The organism is Flexivirga sp. YIM B11880, assembly GCF_058148645.1.
Genome location: NZ_JBMAMH010000001.1, coordinates 302,567 through 322,010, shown reverse-complemented (window position 1 = coordinate 322,010; position 19,444 = coordinate 302,567). Strand labels below are relative to the sequence as shown.

17 protein-coding genes, 1 tRNA gene and 1 riboswitch are annotated in these 19,444 nt (G+C 66.3%); of the genes, 12 read left to right on the top strand and 6 right to left on the bottom strand.

Going from position 1 to position 19,444, the window contains the following annotated elements; all coding sequences use genetic code 11:
• Window positions 1-5: 5 nt before the first annotated feature.
• The 3 genes from ACN8HC_RS01565 to ACN8HC_RS01555 all read right to left on the bottom strand — a co-directional run bounded on the left by ACN8HC_RS01565 (window position 6) and on the right by ACN8HC_RS01555 (window position 4,313).
• Complete coding sequence (locus ACN8HC_RS01565; protein WP_490073107.1) at window positions 6-1,016, bottom strand: ribonucleotide-diphosphate reductase subunit beta; 1,011 nt, start codon at window positions 1,014-1,016, stop codon at window positions 6-8.
• The gene (locus tag ACN8HC_RS01560) at window positions 1,013-3,604 is read right to left on the bottom strand and encodes a ribonucleoside-diphosphate reductase subunit alpha (RefSeq protein WP_490073106.1); all 2,592 of its coding nucleotides are present in this window, start codon (window positions 3,602-3,604) and stop codon (window positions 1,013-1,015) included. The genes ACN8HC_RS01565 and ACN8HC_RS01560 overlap by 4 nt, the downstream gene beginning before the upstream one ends.
• 133 nt (window positions 3,605-3,737) lie before the next feature.
• Window positions 3,738-3,967: riboswitch (cobalamin riboswitch) on the bottom strand.
• A 275-nt stretch (window positions 3,968-4,242) separates the two neighbouring features.
• Window positions 4,243-4,313, bottom strand: a tRNA-Gly gene (locus tag ACN8HC_RS01555).
• A gap of 99 nt (window positions 4,314-4,412) precedes the next feature.
• On the opposite strand from ACN8HC_RS01555, the gene dcd reads away from it, so the two are divergent.
• The 9 genes from dcd to ACN8HC_RS01510 all read left to right on the top strand — a co-directional run bounded on the left by dcd (window position 4,413) and on the right by ACN8HC_RS01510 (window position 13,682).
• Window positions 4,413-4,988: a dCTP deaminase gene (dcd, locus tag ACN8HC_RS01550; RefSeq protein WP_490073105.1), complete on the top strand. Its 576-nt coding sequence runs from the start codon at window positions 4,413-4,415 to the stop codon at window positions 4,986-4,988.
• Window positions 4,988-5,638, top strand: a complete 651-nt coding sequence (locus tag ACN8HC_RS01545; RefSeq protein WP_490073104.1) for an alpha/beta hydrolase family protein — start codon at window positions 4,988-4,990, stop codon at window positions 5,636-5,638. Before dcd ends, ACN8HC_RS01545 begins: the two co-directional genes overlap by 1 nt.
• A 61-nt stretch (window positions 5,639-5,699) precedes the next feature.
• Window positions 5,700-6,842 carry an ABC transporter ATP-binding protein gene (locus ACN8HC_RS01540; RefSeq protein ID WP_490073103.1) on the top strand — a complete coding sequence of 381 codons (1,143 nt, stop codon included), beginning with the start codon at window positions 5,700-5,702 and terminating at the stop codon, window positions 6,840-6,842.
• A gap of 7 nt (window positions 6,843-6,849) precedes the next feature.
• Window positions 6,850-7,491 carry an ABC transporter permease gene (locus ACN8HC_RS01535; protein ID WP_490073102.1) on the top strand — a complete coding sequence of 214 codons (642 nt, stop codon included), beginning with the start codon at window positions 6,850-6,852 and terminating at the stop codon, window positions 7,489-7,491.
• On the top strand, window positions 7,488-8,225 hold the full coding sequence (locus ACN8HC_RS01530) for an ABC transporter permease (RefSeq protein WP_490073101.1): 738 nt from the start codon (window positions 7,488-7,490) through the stop codon (window positions 8,223-8,225). Before ACN8HC_RS01535 ends, ACN8HC_RS01530 begins: the two co-directional genes overlap by 4 nt.
• A 34-nt stretch (window positions 8,226-8,259) precedes the next feature.
• Window positions 8,260-9,192: an ABC transporter substrate-binding protein gene (locus tag ACN8HC_RS01525; RefSeq protein WP_490073100.1), complete on the top strand. Its 933-nt coding sequence runs from the start codon at window positions 8,260-8,262 to the stop codon at window positions 9,190-9,192.
• A gap of 111 nt (window positions 9,193-9,303) precedes the next feature.
• A complete protein-coding gene (locus ACN8HC_RS01520; protein WP_490073099.1) occupies window positions 9,304-9,915 on the top strand; it encodes a TetR/AcrR family transcriptional regulator in 612 nt (203 codons plus the stop codon).
• 24 nt (window positions 9,916-9,939) lie between these two features.
• Window positions 9,940-11,676 (top strand): ABC transporter ATP-binding protein, encoded by a 1,737-nt coding sequence (locus ACN8HC_RS01515; RefSeq protein WP_490073098.1) that lies wholly within the window; start codon window positions 9,940-9,942, stop codon window positions 11,674-11,676.
• Window positions 11,676-13,682 carry an ABC transporter ATP-binding protein gene (locus ACN8HC_RS01510; protein WP_490073097.1) on the top strand — a complete coding sequence of 669 codons (2,007 nt, stop codon included), beginning with the start codon at window positions 11,676-11,678 and terminating at the stop codon, window positions 13,680-13,682. Before ACN8HC_RS01515 ends, ACN8HC_RS01510 begins: the two co-directional genes overlap by 1 nt.
• Window positions 13,683-13,711: 29 nt before the next feature.
• Here ACN8HC_RS01510 and ACN8HC_RS01505 read toward each other — a convergent pair whose 3' ends face one another.
• Genes ACN8HC_RS01505 through ACN8HC_RS01495 form a run of 3 tightly spaced genes read right to left on the bottom strand, consistent with a single transcriptional unit; the run spans window position 13,712 to window position 16,093 of the window.
• Window positions 13,712-15,145, bottom strand: a complete 1,434-nt coding sequence (locus tag ACN8HC_RS01505) for a PGAP1-like alpha/beta domain-containing protein (protein ID WP_490073096.1) — start codon at window positions 15,143-15,145, stop codon at window positions 13,712-13,714.
• Complete coding sequence (locus ACN8HC_RS01500; protein ID WP_490073095.1) at window positions 15,138-15,788, bottom strand: hypothetical protein; 651 nt, start codon at window positions 15,786-15,788, stop codon at window positions 15,138-15,140. Before ACN8HC_RS01500 ends, ACN8HC_RS01505 begins: the two co-directional genes overlap by 8 nt.
• On the bottom strand, window positions 15,785-16,093 hold the full coding sequence (locus ACN8HC_RS01495) for a hypothetical protein (protein ID WP_490073094.1): 309 nt from the start codon (window positions 16,091-16,093) through the stop codon (window positions 15,785-15,787). Before ACN8HC_RS01495 ends, ACN8HC_RS01500 begins: the two co-directional genes overlap by 4 nt.
• A gap of 126 nt (window positions 16,094-16,219) precedes the next feature.
• Between ACN8HC_RS01495 and ACN8HC_RS01490 the strand changes: the two genes are divergently transcribed.
• The 3 genes from ACN8HC_RS01490 (at window position 16,220) to ACN8HC_RS01480 (ending at window position 19,444) form a co-directional block, all read left to right on the top strand.
• The gene (locus tag ACN8HC_RS01490; RefSeq protein WP_490073093.1) at window positions 16,220-17,257 is read left to right on the top strand and encodes a tellurite resistance/C4-dicarboxylate transporter family protein; all 1,038 of its coding nucleotides are present in this window, start codon (window positions 16,220-16,222) and stop codon (window positions 17,255-17,257) included.
• 170 nt (window positions 17,258-17,427) lie between these two features.
• A complete protein-coding gene (locus tag ACN8HC_RS01485) occupies window positions 17,428-18,312 on the top strand; it encodes an ABC transporter substrate-binding protein (protein WP_490073092.1) in 885 nt (294 codons plus the stop codon).
• A 28-nt stretch (window positions 18,313-18,340) separates the two neighbouring features.
• Window positions 18,341-19,444, top strand: coding sequence for an amino acid ABC transporter permease (locus ACN8HC_RS01480; RefSeq protein ID WP_490073091.1), 1,104 nt, complete (start codon window positions 18,341-18,343; stop codon window positions 19,442-19,444).

Genomic DNA, 19,444 nt, shown 5'->3' with positions numbered 1-19,444 from the left:
ACCGGTCAGGAACCGGCTTGGGCGTCCACCTCGTAGCTGGTGTTGATCGACTCGAAGAAGTTGACCAGCTCCAGCGTGTCGTTGGCTGTTGCCATCCATTTCGCGGGATTGCTGACGCCCCAGTGCGGTTCGAAGCCGAGCTCCTCGAGCCGACGATCGGCCAGGTAGCGTACATAGGTGTTGATGTAGTCGGCGTTGAGGCCGAGAATTCCGCGCGGAAGCAGATCGCGGTTGTACTGCTCCTCCATCTCGACCGCGTCGAAGATCATCTGCTGGATCTCGTCGGCGAACTCCTGCGTCTGCAGGTCGGGGTTCTCCTCGAGGACGGTGAGGATGAGGTTCATCCCGAACTTCAGGTGCAACGACTCGTCACGCACGATCCAGTCGATCAGCGAACCGAAGTTGCGCAACAGGTTTCGTTGGCGGAAGCTGAGCGCCACCATGAAGCCGCTGTAGAACCAAATGCCTTCCAGCACAACGTTGTACGCGACCAGGTTGCGGACGAAGTCGCGCTTGCCCTCCGTCGTGGTGATGTCGAGTGTCTGCTCCGCCATCCGCTGGATGTAGCGGACCTCGAACTCCTCCTTGGCCGCCATCGACGGGATGTCGACGTGGGCGGCATACGCCTCGTCGCGGTCGATCGGGAAGGTCTCCAGCACGTACTCGAACGCCATGCAGTGGTTGGCCTCCTCCCACATCTGCTTGGCGAGGTAGAGGTGTGCCTCGGGTGCGCCGACATACGGGTAGACGCCGAAGGCGAGCGCCTTGTTGACCAGCAACTCGTTCGGATTGAAGTAACTCATCAGGAAGGTGACCGCGTGGCGTTCCTCGTCCGTCATCCGCTCGAAGTCAGCGAGGTCTTCGCCCAGCTGGATCTCGTGCGGGAACCAGGTGTTTGCCACGGCCTGGTTGTAGAGGTCGTAAGCCCACTGGTAGCGGATCGGCTTGAGCAGCAGCCCGTCCTGGATCCCGGTGCCGAGGATGGATGTCTGGGTGGCTGATGTGGTCGATGTCATTGGCAAGCCTCGCAGTTCAGCAGTTCTTGGGGGTCGGTAGGGCAAGTGAAGCCTTCGGCGAAGACGACTTCCGGGTCGGCGGTTGGCGACGGCTGCACGGCAGGTGCTTCGACCGGCGCTGGGGCGGGTTTGCGCGCAAACCCGAATCCACTTCCGGCTCGGCCGCTCTCGACCGCCTTGTTCACCTTGACCGTCGACTGTTCGGCTCGGTGGCGCGGCTTCATGTGCAGGTAGTAGGTCGTCTTGACGCCCTTGCGCCAGGCATCGACATACAGGTCGCTCATGCCGCCGATGTCGCGTGACTCCAGGTAGATGTTGCGGCTGATGGCCTGGTCGATCCACTTCTGCGCCCGCGAGGCAACGGTCAGGTATGCCGCCGGCGGCAGCTGGAAGGAGGTCTGGAACACCTCCAGCAGGTCTTCCGGCACACCGGGCACGACCGACAGGTCACCACGCGAGCGCAGCAGGTCCTCGCGCACCGTGTCCCAGATGCCGCGCTCCTGCAGCGCAGCTACCAGGTTGCGGTTGACCTCCAGGAATTTCCCTGATGACGTCGTGCGCGAGAACAGTTGAGAGAACTGCGGATCCAGGCCCGGTGTGGTACCTGCGACAAGACCGATGGATGCGGTCGGGGCGATCGCCATGAGGGTCGCATTGCGCACCCCGGCCGTGACGCGCGCGCGCAGTGCGTCCCAGTCCATCCGGCTGGTGCGCGGGACATCGACCTGAACCCCGCGGCGCTGCTCCAGCACCTCGAGGGTGTCGATCGGGACGAGCCCACGGGACCAGCCGGATCCCTCGAAGTTGGGGTACGCGCCACGTTCCTGAGCCAGATCGCACGACTCGTCGATCGCGTGCCAGCTGATGAACTCGGCCAACCGGTCGATGAGGTCCGCCGCTTCATCGGACGCGTACGACAGTCCGAGCCTCTCCACCACGTCGGTGAAGCCCATGAAGCCCAGCCCGATTGCGCGATTCCGATCATTGGAGTGCTCCGACTCCGGCACCGACGAGCGGGTGATGTCGATGAGGTTGTCCAGCTGCCGCACGGCCAGCCGGGTCGACTCGGCGAGCCGGTCCCAATCCCAGTCCCACTCTTGGCCACACTCATCCTCGACAGCCCGGGGTCCCCGCGAAGTATCGACGGAGGAGCGCAGCGGGGGAGTCGAACTTCGTGGGGTGGGCGCCAGATGCCGAGAGAGATTGATCGAGGCCAGATTGCAGACGGAAACGTTGTCCCGGTCCTGCGGGAGGGTGATCTCGGTGCACAGGTTGGACAGGTGAATGGTGCCGGTGTTGTCGTTGAGCGCCCGCTGGTTGATCGTGTCCTTCCAGGTGAGCCATGGGTGCGAGGTGGTCTGCAGCGAGACGAGGATCGACTTCCACTGCGCACGAGCGCGGATCTTCTTGAAGGAGCGCAGCTTTCCAGCCTCGGCGAGGGCGGCATACTCCCGGTAGCGGCGGGAGAAGTCGTCGCCGACCAGCTCCACCAGGTCCGGCGTTTCGAGCGGGTCGAAGAGATACCACTCGTCATCCGCGACGACCCGCTTCATGAACTCGTCGGACAACCACACGGCGGTGTTCGCCGTACGCGTGCGCCGGTAGGGGTCGCCGGCGTTCTGCCGCAGGTCGATGAACTGCGGGAAGTCCAGGTGCCAGTTCTCCATGTAGAAGCACAGCGCTCCGAACTTCTTCCCGCCCCGCGACACGGCCCGCAGGATCGAGTCGATGGTGTGCATGAACGGAATCGGACCGGTCGAGGAGGTGTGGTTGCTGCGGATCGGACTGCCTTCTGAGCGCAGCTTCGACACCGAAAGGCCGATGCCGCCGGTTCCTTTGGTCAACCACATGACGTCCCGCATCGACTTGGCGATGTGCTCGATGTCGTCGTCCATCTGCATCACGAAGCAGTTGGACAGCTGCGGCGTGGTGGTGCCGGCATTGACCAGCGTGGAGCCGGCTGCCAGATAGTCGAGGGACGCCATCTTCCGGTAGAAGCGGATCGCCGCCTGGGTGGGGTCCTTCTCGTTGACCGACATACCCATGGCCACGCGCATCCAGAAGTAGGCCGGCACCTCCAGCGGCCGGCGGTCGGAATCCGTTGCCATGTAACGGTTCTTGAGGGTGACGATGCCGATGTACCGCAGTCCGTCGTCCAGGTGGTGGTCGAGTGCCGCGGCGAGCTGCTCGAGGTTGAAGGCGGACGCCAGCCGCGGGTCGAAGAGCCCGTCCTCGACCGCCTCGCGGACGTAGCCGGGGAACCGCGCCTGGTGCAGCAGAGCGAGCTCGGACCGGGTCTCGAAGTCGCCGAGCACCTTCTTGTAGATGGTCTTCAGCAGCAGCCGGGACGCGATGACGTCGAAGTCCGGGTCGTCCTTGACGTTCTGCACGGCCACCGAGATCGCGGCCTCGTCGAGTTGTTCGGTGGTGATGCCGTCGAAGAGTGTGATCGCCAGTTCCGAGGCGATCTGCATGGTCATCGCCATGGCGTTCGGCAGGCCGTCTGCGGCTCGCTCGATCGCCCGGTTGATGCGGTCTGCGTCATACGGCTCGCGTGAACCGTCGCGCTTGGTGACATGTATGGCCACGTGCGGTGTCTCCCGTTCTCCCTCACTGTGGCCCGGCGAGGAAGACGGCGAGCGGGCAGCAGACGCGCTGAGGCTCGCTGCCGCTCGTTCGTCAGCCCTTCCCGCGCGGGCTGCGGTCGGTCCCGGCCGCGGGTGCGCGGTCGGGGCAGTGGCAGGTCTTCGGACTCGTGACTCCGTGCGCGGCCGCGCACACCTACCGGTCGTCGCTTCCCAGGTGTCCAACCCAGTGCTGTTGACGACTTTCGTCCTCACTCACCGCTGCGGGGGCAGTGCCGGACTCTCACCGGCTTCCCTCTTGCCTCGAATCACTCGGTATGCCGCAAAACGGCGGCCGCGTGAGTCGAACCAGCTGCGAGAGACACACTATCTAGTGGTAGCCAGTTTGCCAAGGCCCAACATGATGTAGTTGCATGCCCGTAATTACGGCGATGTCAAATCCGCGGAACGGCGCGGAGCAGAAATGGCGAGGCAGCCAGGCGTGGTGGCTCAAGGGGCGTGTCGCGGCCGCCGAGAGACAACCCTGGGATGTCTCTCGGTGCGGATGTTGTCGGCTCGGCGAGAGCGCGCGGCGTGGTGCCAGGAGAAGGCACGTGGGGAGGGGCGGCTGCCGGGGTGTGAACGAGAAGAAAACTCCGAAGAGCGAGTGACGAGAATCGAACTCGCGTATTCAGCTTGGGAAGCTGATGTTCTACCATTGAACTACACTCGCGTGTCCCGAATGATCGCCAAGGCGCTCGCTCGGACCGGCAGGAGTCTAACCCACGAAGGCTCGCCACAACGCAACTGCCCGCCCGGTAGCGTGACCACCGTGCTGCTCTCCGACCGCGACATCCGCGCCCAGATCGACGCCGGACGTGTCCGCCTCGACCCCTATGACGAGGCGATGATCCAGCCGTCGAGCATCGACATCCGGCTCGACCGATACTTCCGGCTCTTCGACAACCACAAGTACCCCTTCATCGACCCCTCCGCCGAACAGGACGAGCTGACCCGGCTCATCGAGACCGAGGCCGGCGAGCCGTTCGTGCTGCATCCGGGGGAGTTCGTGCTCGGCTCGACCTACGAACAGGTGACGCTGCCCGACGACGTCGCCGCGCGGGTCGAGGGGAAGTCGAGCCTGGGCCGGCTCGGTCTGCTGACTCACGCCACGGCCGGCTTCGTCGACCCCGGGTTCTCCGGTCACGTGACGCTGGAGTTGTCCAACGTCGCAACGCTGCCGATCAAGTTGTGGCCGGGCATGAAGATCGGTCAGCTGTGCTTCTTCCAGCTCAGCAGTCCTTCGGAAAGTCCATACGGCAGTGCTAAATACGGGTCCCACTATCAGGGTCAGCGAGGTCCCACCGCGAGCCGCTCATACGTGAACTTCCACCGCAGCCAGGTGTGATGGATCGCTTCGAGGCCGGCCCGTCGCACGAGGGGGCGCACCCGTTCCTGACCCTGCCCGACGGCCGGCGCCGGCCGGAAGCGGTGGCGCTGCTACTGCACGGCGGCGCCGAGCACGGACTGGAGCGGACCAGCAAGTACGCCCCGCCGATCCTGCGGATGCTCGCGGTCGGCCGCAGCATCGAGCGGGGCCTGCGCGGCCGGGTCGCCGTCGCCACGCTCCGGGACGCGGTGCGCGGCTACAACGACGAGCGACGTTCGCCTGTCGTCGACGCGCAATGGGCTCTCCGGCGGCTGCGCGATCTCTACCCGCAGGCTCCACTCGCGCTGGTCGGTCACTCGATGGGTGGCCGGGTCTCGCTCGAAGTGGCCGGCACCGACGGCGTCGTCGCCATCGTCGGCCTGGCCCCCTGGATCCCGCGGGAGTATGACGTCGCGCCGTTCGTCACCCGGCATACTTTGCTTCTGCACGGCAGCAAGGACACCGTCACCGACCCACGGAAGAGTGCCGCGCTCGTGCGGCGAATCGGCGATGCCGGCGGTGACGCCCGCAGCGTGCAGCTGACCGACTGGCACGCCATGCTGTTGCGGGCGCCCGCCTGGCATCGCCATACCACCGACTTCCTGGCCGAGACTCTGCTGGACCATTGACCTCGCCACCTGGGCGTTTTCGGTGTGAACATGTCGGTGGTCCTTGTTACGTTGGGTGACCATGATCCGCTTCGAGCAGGTGGTCAAGACCTATGCCGGCGGAGAGACGGCTGTCGACGATCTCTCCTTCGAGGCACCGACCGGCCAGATCACCGTGCTGGTCGGGCCGTCGGGCTGCGGCAAGACGACGTCGTTGCGGATGATCAACCGGATGATCGAGCCCACGAGCGGGCACATCTTCATCGACGACCAGGACGTCCAGTCGGTCAATGCTGCACGCTTGCGTCGCGGCATCGGCTACGTCATCCAGCACGCCGGCCTGTTCCCCAACAAGCGAGTGGTCGACAACGTCGCCACGGTCCCGATCTTGCTCGGCACGCCGAAACAGCAGGCACGTCAGCGAGCCAAGGAGGTGCTCGAACTCGTGGGCCTGCCGGGCGATTTCGCTGATCGATGGCCGTCCCAGCTCTCCGGCGGGCAGCAACAGCGCGTCGGCGTGGCCCGGGCGCTTGCGGCAGACCCGCCGGTGATGCTGATGGACGAGCCGTTCAGCGCGGTTGACCCCGTGGTGCGGGAGCAACTGCAGGATGAGTTCCTGCGGCTGCAGCGCGATCTCGGCAAGACGATCGTCTTCGTCACCCACGACATCGACGAGGCGCTGAAGCTCGGTGACCAGATCGTGGTCATGCGGGTCGGCGGCAAGCTCGCGCAGTGTGCCGATCCGGCATACCTGCTGGCACACCCGATCGACGACTTCGTCGCCGACTTCATCGGCCGTGATCGGGGCTACCGGGCGCTCACCTTTGCCGAGACCCCGCCGCTACCGCTGGCAACCGAGCCGACGGTGCCGCTCGGCTCCACACCGGCGGAGGCTCGGGCGGCGACCCGCGACGAGTGGCTGCTGGTCGTCGACGACGGGCGACCGGTCGGCTGGGTCCAGCCGGGACGGATCACTGCTCCCATCGAGCCCGCCATGCTGCACCGCGGCGGCACGGTGGCGCGCGCGTCCGGGCCGTTGCGCTCGGCGCTCGACGCGGCGTTGTCCTCCCCGAGCCGGCGGGGTGTCATCGCCGGCGACGACGGCCGCTTGCTCGGGACCGTCCGTGCCCACCAGGTGTTGCAGGTGATCGAAGCCACCGAGCGGCCGCCGGTCGACGAGGCGGACATCGCGCCGGAGCACGCCGACTTCTCCCTGGACAAGTAGCCGTCCGGTGTTCTCCTTCGTCCACGACCACTGGTCGGACATCCTCAGCCGGGCGATCCAGCACGCCTGGCTGGCTGGCCTCCCGCTGCTCATCGGACTGGTGATCTCGCTGCCGCTCGGTTGGCTGGCGCGCCGCGCGTCCTGGCTGCGGGTGATCCTCGTCGGGGGTTCGAGCCTCCTCTACACGATCCCGTCGCTCGCCCTCTTCGTGCTCATGCCACTGGTGGTCAAGACCAACATCGTCGATCCGATCAACGTCATCATCGCGATGACGATCTACACCATCGCGCTGCTCGTGCGCACCGTCGCCGACGCGCTCGGTGCTGTCTCCGAGGAGACCGCGCAGGCGGCAGTAGCCATGGGCTACACGTCGATCCGGCGTTTCTTCGGTGTCGAGTTGCCGCTCGCTGTGCCGGTCATCTCGGCCGGCCTGCGGGTCGCCGCCGTCAGCAATGTCGCGATCGTCAGCGTCGCGGCGCTGCTCGGCATCCGGCAGCTCGGCTACTACCTGACCGACGGTTACCAGACCAACTACTGGGCCGAGGTGTGGACCGGCATCGTCGCCTGTCTCGTGCTGGCCCTGATCTTCGACGTGGTCATCCAGCTCATCACGCGAGTGCTCACCCCCTGGCAACGAGGAGCGGCATGATCGGAAATGTATGGCGCTGGCTGACCGACCCCGCCCACTGGCAGGGCGGCACCGGGATCACCCAGCGGCTGCTGGAGCACCTGGAATACTCCGGAGAGAGCGTGCTCATCGCAGCGCTCATCGCACTGCCGATCGGCGCCGTCATCGGCCACTCGGGCAGGGCGAAGTGGATCATTGCCCTGGCCAACGCTTTTCGAGCGATCCCCAGCCTCGGCCTGCTGTTCGTCGTCGCGATGTACTTCGTCTCGCGGCTCACCGGTGACTCGGCATACGTCGTGCCGACCGTCATCGTGCTGATCATTCTCGCCATACCCCCGCTACTCGCCGGCGCCTACAGCGGCGTCAGTGAGGTGGACCCCGCCGCGCGTGACGCGGCGTTCGGCATGGGAATGACCGGGCGGCAAGTGCTGGCTCGTGTCGAGCTGCCGTGCGCGCTGCCGCTGATCTTCTCCGGACTGCGCAGCGCCGCGCTGCAGGTGATCGCGACGGCGACCATCGCGGCCGCCATCAGCGTGGGCGGTCTGGGTCGTTACCTGATCGACGGTCTGGCGGCCAGCGACTATGCGCAAATGGCCGGGGGAGCGATCCTGGTCGCCGCGCTGGCGCTCGTCGTCGACGGCGTGCTCTCCGCGTTGCAACAACTCCTCGTGCCGGGCGGACTGCGCTCGGAACGTTCGTCCCGCCGCACGCGTCGCGCCGCGGTCGCCACGGCGCAGTCGGCACACGCCGCCTGAGCTTCCGATCCCACACCGAGATGAGGAAACCATCATGAAGCGCACACTCTCCGTGACCGCCCTGGGCGTCGCGGCCACCCTCGCGCTCGCCGCCTGCGGCGGAGGCAGCAGCAATCCGCTCAGCACGGGTTCGGGCACGACGAGCAACGTCCCGAAGGGCAGCGCCGCAGCCGGCACCATTCGCGTCGGTGCGGCGAACTTCCCCGAGTCCGAGCTGATCGCGGCGATCTACGCGCAGGCGCTCAACGCCAAGGGCATCAAGGCGACGACCGGTGACCCGATCGGCGCGCGGGAGGTCTACCTGAAGGCGCTGCAGCAGGGCTCGATCGACCTGGTGCCCGAATACGCATACTCGCTGCTCACCTTCTACGACCCGTCCGCGACGCAGACCGCTCCGGATGCGGTCCGCAGCGCGCTCGTCAAGAAGCTGCCCGCCGGCGAGATCATCCTGGATGCCGCGGCGGCCGAGGACTCCAACACGGTGACGGTCAGCAAGCACACCGCGGACAAGTGGCACCTCAAGACGATCGGCGACCTGGCCAAGCACTCCAGTGAGGTGACCTTTGCGGCCCCGGCGGAGTTCCAGACCCGCGAGCAGGGTCTGAAGGGCCTGAAGAAGAAATACAACCTCGTGCCGAAGAGCTTCCGCGCCCTGCAGGGCACGGCGATCGTGCAGGCGTTGAAGAACGACCAGGCACAGGCGGCGAACATCTTCACCACCGATCCGTCCATCAAGGCGGACGGCTTCGTGGTGCTCCAGGACCCGAAGCACGTCTTCGGCAGTGACAACGTCATCCCGTTGATCAACAAGTCGAAGGCCACCAAGCAGGTGCAGACCATCCTCAACGCCGTGCAGGCGAAACTGACGACCATCAACCTGGCCGCAATGGACAAGCAGGTCCAGGTCGACCACCAGGACGTGTCGACGGTCGCCAAGCAGTTCATCTCCACCAACGGGCTCGGCTGACTCACCTCGTTCCACGAGGACGACGGCTGCTCCTGCTTCGGAGTAGCCGTCGTTGGTGTCCGACGGCAAATACTGAGTGAGCACTCACTCAGTTGTGTTACGGTGCCTGTCATGGGCGGCAACACCACGGACCGGACGAGCACCAGGGCACGCCGTCTGCCGCCGGGGGAGCGGCGTGAGGCGTTGCTCGACGCGACGCTAGGGCTGATCCGCGAGCGCCATGAACTGCCGACGACTCGGCAGATCGCCGAAGCGGCCGGCGTCGCCGAGGGCACGATCTTCCGGGTCTTCGCCACCAAGGGCGAACTCTTCGACGCGGTGCTGGAGCGCACTTTCGAGGCGCGACCTCTCCTCGAGGCGCTCGGGAAAGTCGATGGCGCCGGTGGGCTGGAGCCGGTCATGATCGAGATCGTGCGGCTGCTGCAGGCGCGGTTCCTGGAGGTCTTCGACGTCATGGGCGCCTTCAGTCTGATGGGTCCGCCGGAGCGCTTCCGCGACCCGAAGGTCCAACGTCGGCAGGAGCGGGAAATCCGTGCATTGCTCGGAGACCTCATCGAGCCGTATGCCGACCGGCTGCGCCTGCCGGTGGGGGAGGTCATCCAGTTGGTCCGGTTGCTGACCTTCAGCGGTAGCCACCGGCACATCAACGACGGTCGTGTCTTACGGCCCGAGGAGATCGTCCAGGCGGTGCTCTACGGCGTCACCGCACGCGAAAACCACTGACCCAGAAAGATTCGAGGCAGACCGATGCTCTTCCAGCTCATCCGGGAGCGGCTCGCGCCATACCGCGCGCTGCTGATCGGGCTCGTGCTGTTGCAGCTGCTGAACGTGGGTGCGAACCTCTACCTGCCCACCCTCAACGCCGACATCATCGACAACGGGGTGACGAAGGGCGACACGGGATACATCTGGCACACGGGCGGATTCATGCTCGCCATGTCGCTGCTGCAGGTGTGCGGGTCCATCGGCGCCGCATTCTTCGGGGCACGGATCGCGATGTTCTTCGGGCGGGACACCCGCGCTGCCATCTTCCGTGCGGTCGGCCGCTTCTCGTCGCGGGAGGTGAACCAGTTCGGCGCGCCATCGTTGATCACCCGCAGCACCAACGACGTTCAGCAGGTGCAGACGCTGGTGCTGATGAGCTGCACGCTGATGGTCGGCGCGCCGATCATGATGGTCGGCGGCGTCATCATGGCGCTTCGCCAGGACTTCGGGCTCTCCTGGCTGGTGTTGCTCGCGGTTGTCGTCCTCGGCGTCGCGGTCGGGTCCGTGGTCCGCAAAATGGTGCCCGGTTTCCGCCTCGTGCAGCGCCGTATCGACACCGTCAACCGGGTCATGCGTGAGCACCTCACCGGTGTGCGGGTGATCCGGGCATTCACGCGGGAGGACTACGAGGAGCGCCGGTTCGACGCTGCGACCGATGCGCTCACCGAGATCTCCACCAAGGTCGGCAGCCTGATGATGACCATGTTCCCGCTGGTCTTCTCGGTGATGAACCTGTCGACGGTGGGTGTGTGGTGGTTCGGAGCCCACCAGATCGCGGGCGGTGACGTCGAGATCGGATCCTTGTCGGCATACATGACCTATCTGATCCAGATCCTGATCTCGGTCATGATGGCGACCTTCATGTTCATGATGATTCCGCGAGCCGCCGTTGCAGCGGAGCGGATCACGGAGGTGGTCCGCACCGATTCCTCCGTGCACGCACCCGAGCATCCTGTCACCCCGGATCGCGTGCGAGGTGTCGTCGAATTGCGCCGTGCGACAATGCGATACCCGGGAGCGGACGACCCGGTGCTGCGTGACGTGAACCTCCGTGCCGAGCCGGGTCAGACGGTCGCGATCATCGGCTCGACCGGATCGGGCAAGTCGACGCTGCTCTCCCTCATCGCGCGGCTGTTCGACACCACGGGCGGACAGGTGCTGGTCGACGGCGTCGACGTGCGCGAGCTCGAGCCGCAGTTGCTCTGGGGGCACGTCGGCATCGTGCCGCAGAAGGCCTACCTCTTCTCCGGGACCGTCGCCTCCAATCTGCGCTACGGCAATCCCGACGCCACCGACGAGCAGCTGTGGCAGGCGCTGGAGATCGCACAGGCCCGTGACTTCGTCGAGCGAATGGATGGCGGACTTGCCGCCGCGATCGCCCAGGGCGGCACCAACGTCTCGGGCGGCCAGCGCCAGCGACTGTGCATCGCGCGAGCCCTCGTCGCGCAGCCTCGCATCTATCTCTTCGATGATTCGTTTTCGGCGCTGGATCTGGCGACCGACCGCCGGTTGCGGGAGGCGCTCGCGCCGCACGTGCGCGATGCGACGGTTTTCATTGTCGCCCAGCGTGTTTCGACGATCCGCAGCGCCGACGTGATCGTCGTGCTCGACGACGGTGACGTGGTCGGCATGGGCACGCACGACGAGTTGCTGGACGACTGTGCCGCCTATCGCGAGATCGTCGCCTCCCAGGGCGGCACCGGAGAGGAGGCCGCCTGATGGCGAAGAAGATCGGCACGGCGAACCAGTCGCCGGCACCGGCACCGGCACCACGGTCGGCCAGGCCGGTTCGCGGTCACGGGCCGGCCATGGGCGTCGGTATGGCGGAGAAGTCCAAGGACTTCACCGGCTCCGCCAAACGCCTGCTGGGGCGGCTGACGCCACACCGGCCGACACTGATCGGCATCATCCTGCTGACCGTCGCCTCCGTGGGGCTCAACGTGGTCGGCCCCAAGGTGCTGGGCAAGGCAGTCGACAAGATCTACTCGGGCGCGGTGGGCGCGCGACTCCCGCTGGGCCCGAGCAAGCAGCAGGTCGTGCAGTCTCTGCGGGCGCACGGCCACGGCACGTTTGCCGACATGGTCGGCAAGATGGATCTGGTCCCCGGCGTCGGCATCGACTTCGGCGGACTGGGCCGGATCCTGCTCATCGTGCTATGCCTCTACCTGCTGGCCGGGACCTTCCAGCTGATCCAGGCGCGCCTGCTCAACCGCGTCGTGCAGGACACGATGAACACCCTGCGCAAGGACGTCGAGCGCAAGATCAACACGGTGCCGCTGAGCTACCTGGACGGTCAGCCGCGCGGTGAACTACTCTCCCGGGTCACCAACGACATCGACAACATCGGTCAGTCGATGCAGCAGTCGATGAGCCAATTGCTGGTCAACGGGCTCACCGTGATCGGCGTCATCGTGATGATGCTGACCATCTCCTGGTGGCTGACCCTTGTCGCGATGATCGCCATACCGGTGGTCATGCTCGTGACCAGTCAGGTGATGAAACGCTCGCAGAAGCTGTTCATCGATCAATGGCGGCACACCGGCGCCCTCAACGCGCAGATCGAGGAGACCTTCACCGGTCACGACCTGGTGAAGGTGTTCGGTCGGCAGCGGGAGGTCGATGCGTCGTTCGACGGCACCAACGACGAGCTGACGACGGTGAGCTGGCGCGCGCAGTTCGTCAGTGGGCTGGTGATGCCGGTGATGATGTTCGTCGGGAACCTGCAGTATGTCGTCGTCTGTGTCCTGGGCGGTCTGCAGGTCGCGGGCGGCTCGATGAGCCTTGGCAACGTCACTGCCTTCGTCCAGTATTCGCGGCAGTTCACCCAGCCGCTCACCCAGTTGGCCTCGATGGTGAACCTCATGCAGTCCGGTGTCGCCAGTGCGGAGCGTGTGTTCGAGGTCCTCGACGCGCCTGAGGAGCGGCCCGACGAACACGCGGTGATGCCGCCGACCCGCGGGGCAGTGGAATTCGACGACGTCCACTTCGGATACACGCCGGAGCAACCGCTCATCGAGGACCTGTCGCTGCGTGTCGAGCCGGGCCAGACGGTCGCCATCGTCGGACCGACCGGCGCGGGGAAGACCACGCTGGTCAACCTGATCATGCGCTTCTACGAGCTGGCCTCCGGCCGAATCCTGATCGACGGTCAGGACATCACGACCATCAGCCGGCAGGACCTGCGTTCGCGGATCGGCATGGTGCTGCAAGACGCCTGGCTCTTCCACGGAACCATCCGGGAGAACATCGCCTACGGCCGGCTGAACGCGACCGAGGACGACATCCTCGCGGCGGCACGGGCGACCTTCGTCGATCGCTTCGTCCGCTCGCTGCCGGACGGCTACGACACCGTGATCGACGAAGAAGGGTCGGGAGTGTCGGTCGGTGAGCGCCAGCTGATCACGATCGCGCGCGCGTTCCTGGCGGACCCGGCGATGCTCATCCTCGACGAGGCGACGTCCTCGGTCGACACCCGCACCGAAGTGCTGCTGCAGGAAGCAATGGCCGCGCTGCGGTCGGACCGGACCAGTTTCGTCATCGCACACCGGCTGTCAACGATCCGGGATGCCGACACGATCCTGGTCATGGAGGACGGCCACATCGTCGAGCAGGGTGATCACGACGAATTGCTCGCTGCCCATGGTGCGTACTACCGGCTCTACATGTCGCAGTTCGAGGGCGCCATGACCGAGACCGACCCGAACGCTCTGCCTGCTGCTCGTTGACGACGCGGGGCCGGCCAGATCGGTGCCGCTCAGTCACGACGAAGCCAGAACTCGTAGTCGGTCCCCTGACCGTCCAGGAACTTGTCGTTGCGGGCGTACCACTGCGCCAGCTGATCGCCGCTGTCGGCGGTCAGCTCCCGAGCGCTGCGGGCGTAGCGCGACGCGTCATGCGCGTCGAGCACGCTGTGCAGCTGCTCGCCCTTCGGCGCCTCGCAGCTGACGTCCACCCGGTTGATCGCGTCGGGTGTCGGGACCCCGTCAGCGTGGGGCACGACGTCGTGGTTGTTCTCGATCGACAACACGTTGACGTCCGGCGGCATCCTCATCCGGTCGATCGGCGACCCGTCCGTGACCACTTCGCGCACGTCGTACTTCGTCCGGAAGCCGTCGTCGACCGCCAGGCGGGCGGCGACGATGCCGCCCTGGCTGTGGCCGGCGACCATGACGGGTTCGCTGCCTGGCCGCACGCCGGACTCCTTCATGGCCGCTGCCAGCGCCTGGTCGATGGCCGGATAGAGCGACGAGGGCACGCCCGCCATGGTGGCGAGGTTGGCGGTCGCGTCCGACGGGCCGTGGTCGGTAGTCGCCGACCAGTGAGTGGTGCCCGGGATGACGACCACCCAGGCACCCTTGCCGTCCTTCCCGACGACGCGGCGCACCAGCAGCACCGACTTCGACGTGTCGGAGCGGTGCTCGACGTCGGCAGCCGCTGCCACGACGTCGGCCAACTGCCGCTTGGTCGTAGGGCGCTTGCGCTCCGAAGTCTCCTTGACGGTAAGCGGTCTCGTGTCATTGAAGGCGCCGTAGGACCGGCCCGCCGCAAGGATCCAGGCGATCTGGCCCTCGAAGTCTTGGGGCGGTGGGGTCAAGTGGAAGCGTGGCGCGATCATCGGACCGAACGCGTCCAGCAGTTCGCGGCTCCACGCGACCGTCCCGTCGACCAGGCTGGGTTCCGCGCGAAGATCCTTGTCCACTTCGCTCGCGAACGTTCTGGACCACGCCGCACCGTTGTAGAGGAGTTCGCCCGGGTAGGTGTACACCGACCGCAGCGGTGGTGTCGGATGCTCGAGCGTGGCGATGAGCAGGTCCTTGGCAATGTCGGTCGTGAGCCGTGACGGGGTGGTCGCGATGTTGATGGCGGCCAGCAGTTGACGTTGCGTCTCGTCGGTCAGCTCGTAAGCGCTCGCGCTCCACCGCAGCGTGCGGGCGACGAACTCCATCCGCAGCGTGAGGCCGCCGAGACCCGCGGTCAGGCCGGTGATCTGCTCGGCGATGCTCACCGCTGAGCCCGGGGACAGGATCGCACTCTTCGCCGGGAGTGACGTTGCGATGCCGAACGCCGCCTTGCACAGGTCGCCGGCCTCGTTGCCGGAGCCGTCGAGCCGTGTGGCGGCGGTGCGCATGTCGGTGTATCGCGCTTCGGTCGACTCGTTTCCTCCGGAGACCGTGCACTGGTCAGACATGAACGCACTCGAGGAGGAGAGCCGTGAATGCGCTGAGCCGTGCTTGCACCTCGAGCGGCGACATCGGCCGGAAGCTCAGGTCGTCGTCCGCGTCCGCGTGCAGGCAACCCCATCCGGATGGCAGCAGGTGCAGCATCGACGCAAGCTGTGGGCGGTCGTTCACCGTCAGCACCAGTGACAGGACGGCCTCCGCGCCCCACGCGAATTGCGCAATCCACCAAGGGAGGCCGGCCAGCTCCAGGTCGGCACAAGCCGACCGGATCCGCGTCGCATCACCACCGCGCACCACCTGGGCGAGGGCGAGGACCTCGCCCGGGCCGAGCGGCGGCAACGGACGCTCTGCTGGAGGAGGCTCGTTCGTGGTCCGGGTGCCGGTGAGAGTTTCGAGGTCGCCCGGTATGCCGACCACCTCGCCGGCGAGCCGCTCGGCGGGACCGGTGGCGAGCACCCAGCCGTTCTCCAGTTCGCGAAGCGCGCGGAACTCCTGCCCCTCGACCGACAGCAGCGTCGAGCTTCGCCGGGTGCGGGTCGCGGCGCAGATGGTGGCGTAGGTGCCGCTCGCCATACCCTCCATAGCCGGCCGCAACTCGCGGGCATCGAGCACGCGGTGCTCGACGTCGGCCCCGATCGGCGAGGTCCTCATGACAGCAACCCCAAGGGATCGACCGACTTCTTCACCGCGTCGAAGGCCTTGCCGATCGCGCGCTCGTGGTCCTCCACATGGCGCGCGTGGCTGTAGAGCAACCGGCTGAGCTGGTCGAAGTCGTCGGCGCGCTGTCGGAAATCGGCGGCACGATCGATCAGCTTCTGGCGGTAGCGGTCGGCGCCCTTGCTGTACCAGTGGACGGAGCTGTTGCTCGCGACGACGGTCGCGGCGCGCCGGGCGTCGGCGGCAAGCCGGGAGGTACGGCGCGCCTGTGCGCGAATCTGCTCTGGATCGTCGGACATGCGGATGACAGTAGGAATTTCGTCGACCATCGGGCCTCCGCGTGATGCGGAGCTGTGGACGAGGGGGCGAGGCGCTGGGCGATGTGGACAGGTGAACGCCGATGCGGTGAGCGGTAACGTCGGCGCGTGGCCGCGGTCGATCGCCTTCGAGCATCCGTCAGGAGCTTGTCGCCGGGCTACTTCGCGCTCGTGATGGCGACCGGCATCGTCGCGGCCGGCCTGCGGCTCGACGGTGCCGGCTGGCTGTCCGACATACTGCTGACCATCGCGGCGATTTCGTTCGTCGTCCTCATCGTGCTCAACCTCTGGCGGCTGGCGGCTTTTCGGAAGGACGCGGTCGCGGACTTCTTCGATCCGCAGAAGTCGTTCGGCTACTTCACGGTGGTTGCGGCCGCCGCGGTGCTTGCGAGCGGACTGGCGTCACACGGCCGGACCTGGCTCGCGCTGGCGCTCTTCGTCGTCGGCTTCAGCTGCTGGCTGGTGCTCGGTTACGCAGTCCCGTGGGCGACGATGCTCGACCGGTCGCACCACCCGACCGTGCGGGGCGTGAACGGCTCGTGGTTCCTGTGGGTGGTCTCCAGCCAGTCGGTGGCAACTCTCGCCGCCATCCTCGAACGCCAACTCAACGCAGCTCAGCACATGTTCGCGATGCTGGCGGTGACGGCGTGGTCCGTGGGTGTGTTCCTCTATGGCGCGGAGAGCATGCTCATCGCGCTGCGCGAGATGCTCTACGAGGCGGATTTCGCGCCGTCGTACTGGGTCTGCATGGGCGCCGCGTCGATCACGGTCCTGGCCGGCGCGGACATCCTGCAGACCCCTGGGTCGACGATCGTGGCCAACGTCTCGCCCATCATCGACGCCGCGACGGTGATGTTCTGGTCGTTCGCGAGCTGGTTGCTGCCGATGCTGGTGATCGCTTTCTGCTGGCGGCACCTCTGGCGCCGGGTGCCGTTCGCGTACGACGTCAGCCATTGGAGCATGGTCTTCCCCCTGGGCATGTATGCCGTGGCGTCCGTGCGGCTCGGGCAGGTGGAGAAGTTGCCCTGGGTGGAGCGGACCGGCCGGGTGGAGCTGTGGCTCGCCTTCGCCGTGTGGTGCTTCGTCTTCGCCGGCTTCGTCCGGCACGTATGCCGGATCCTCTTGCGGGACAGAGCGCTCCCGTAGTCGGCCTGGTGTCCGGCGGCCGGTCGGCGTCAATCGTTGCGAACCTGCGACATTCAGCGGAAGTCCCCCAGAATCAGCACTTCCGCCATATCGTGGTGGCCCACAGGACCGGGACACCGATTCTCTGCACTCCGCTAGGTTTCCGCAGCTGCCGGAAGGACTTCCACGTCATGGCATTCACACGCACCCTCAGCATCGCCAGCGCGATGGCCATCGCCGCATCCCTCGCGGCCTGCAGCTCCGGCTCCAGCTCCGGAGGCTCTGGAAGCGGGGGATCTGGCGCCGCCAAGTACGGCAACTGCAAGATCACCAGCAAGGCCAACTCCATCAAGGTCAAGCCGGCCGTCGCCGGGCAGCTGACGGTCGAGACCACGCTGCCCGCCCAGGGCTGGTGGAACGGCACCACCGCCGACTCGATCAAGGACGGCTACGAATACTGCATGGCGGCCGAGTTGGCCAACATGGCCGGCCTCAAGAAGCTGGTCATCAAGAACGTCTCGTTCGACCAGCTGGTCGCCGGGCACACGAACAACTTCGACATCGCGCTCGCGGAGATCTCGATCACGCCCGAGCGCGCCAAGGTCGTGGACTTCTCCAAGCCCTACTTCGACTCCAACATCGGCGTGCTCACCAAGAAGGGCGCCGGCGTGACCGCCGCAAACATCAAGAGCAAGCGCTGCGCGGCATACTCAGGCACCACCTCGGTGGACTTCCTCAAGAACAAGCTGCAGTGCAAGACGCAGAAGGTCTACCCCGACAGTCAGACGCTCTACCAGGGTGTGCTCTCCGGCCAGGTCGACGTGGCGCTGCTGGACACGGCTATCGTGCTCGCCGAGGCGAAGCAGACCGGCAACAAACTCGAGGTGCCGGGCCAGTTCAAGACGGGCGAGAAATACGGCGCGATTTACCCGAAGGGCTCACCGAACGAGACGGCGTTCGACAAGGGCATCACCACGCTGCAGAGCAACGGCACGCTGAAGACGCTGTCCAAGGACTACCTGGGACCGGCGTTCGGCGGCGACCCGTCGGCCGTGCCGGTGTGGTCGCTGAAGTGACCGCTTCCGCATACCTGCGAGGTGCGGGATGGAACCGATGAGCTCACCGGCGCTGATCACCAGCGAGATCCAGCCACCGCCGGAGCCGAGCCAGCCCAAGCCGGTCGCCGGCGTGGCGGTCATCGGGTTGGTCGTCGACCTGATCGGCATCGGAGCGATGCTGTATGCCGCCAAGCTGCTGCGCGACTACAACCACGGCAGTGCAGGGGCCACCGTCGTCGCGGTGATTCTGGTGCTGGCGTCGCTGTACCCGCTGTGGCCGACCATCCAGGGATTCGCCGGAGCGGGTAAACGCAGGCGGCTGCTCGCTGACAAGAAGCTGGTCGCGGCGCGGCGAGCGTCGGCGCGCGGCCGCGAGGACGCCACGATCGGCATCGGCTACGGGGCCGCCGCCATCATCGTCGCAGGCCTCCTGCTGCTGGCGATGACCAACTCGGGAGCGGTCGCCGACACGTTCTTCCGGGTGGACGCCTGGCGGCAGTCGTTCCCGCAGGCGATCCAGGCGTTCTGGATCAACATCTGGGTGGCGGTCATCTCGTTCGTGCTGGTGCTCATCTTCGGCTTGGCGCTCGCCGTCATGCGGATGCTGCCCGGGCGCGCGGGCGCACCGTTGCGACTCATCGCGACGGTCTACTGCGACGTGTTCCGGGCGATCCCGGCGATCGTCACTGTGCTGCTCGTGGTGTTCGGTATTCCGTTGGCATTCACCTTCACCCAAACCTGGAACTCCGCCTACCTGGGCATCATCGCGCTCACGCTCACCTACTCGGCGTATGTCGCCGAGGTCTACCGGGCCGGTCTCGCATCGATCCACCCAAGCCAGAGCGCGGCGGCACGGTCACTGGGACTCAGTTATGCGCAGACACTCCGAGCGGTGCTGGTGCCGCAGGCGGTGCGCCGGATGATCCCGCCGTTGCTGAACGACTTCATCAGCCTGCAGAAGGACACGGCGTTGCTGTCCATCGCAGCTATCCCGGAAGTCCTCACCGTCACCAAGTTGTGGGAATCCAAGCTCTTCACGCTCGCTCCGGTCACCCTTGCGGCGGTCTTCTTCATCATCATCACCATCCCGCAGGCGCGCTTCGTCGACTACCTGATCAACCGGGATGCAGCGAAGCGGGCGGGTGGTTGA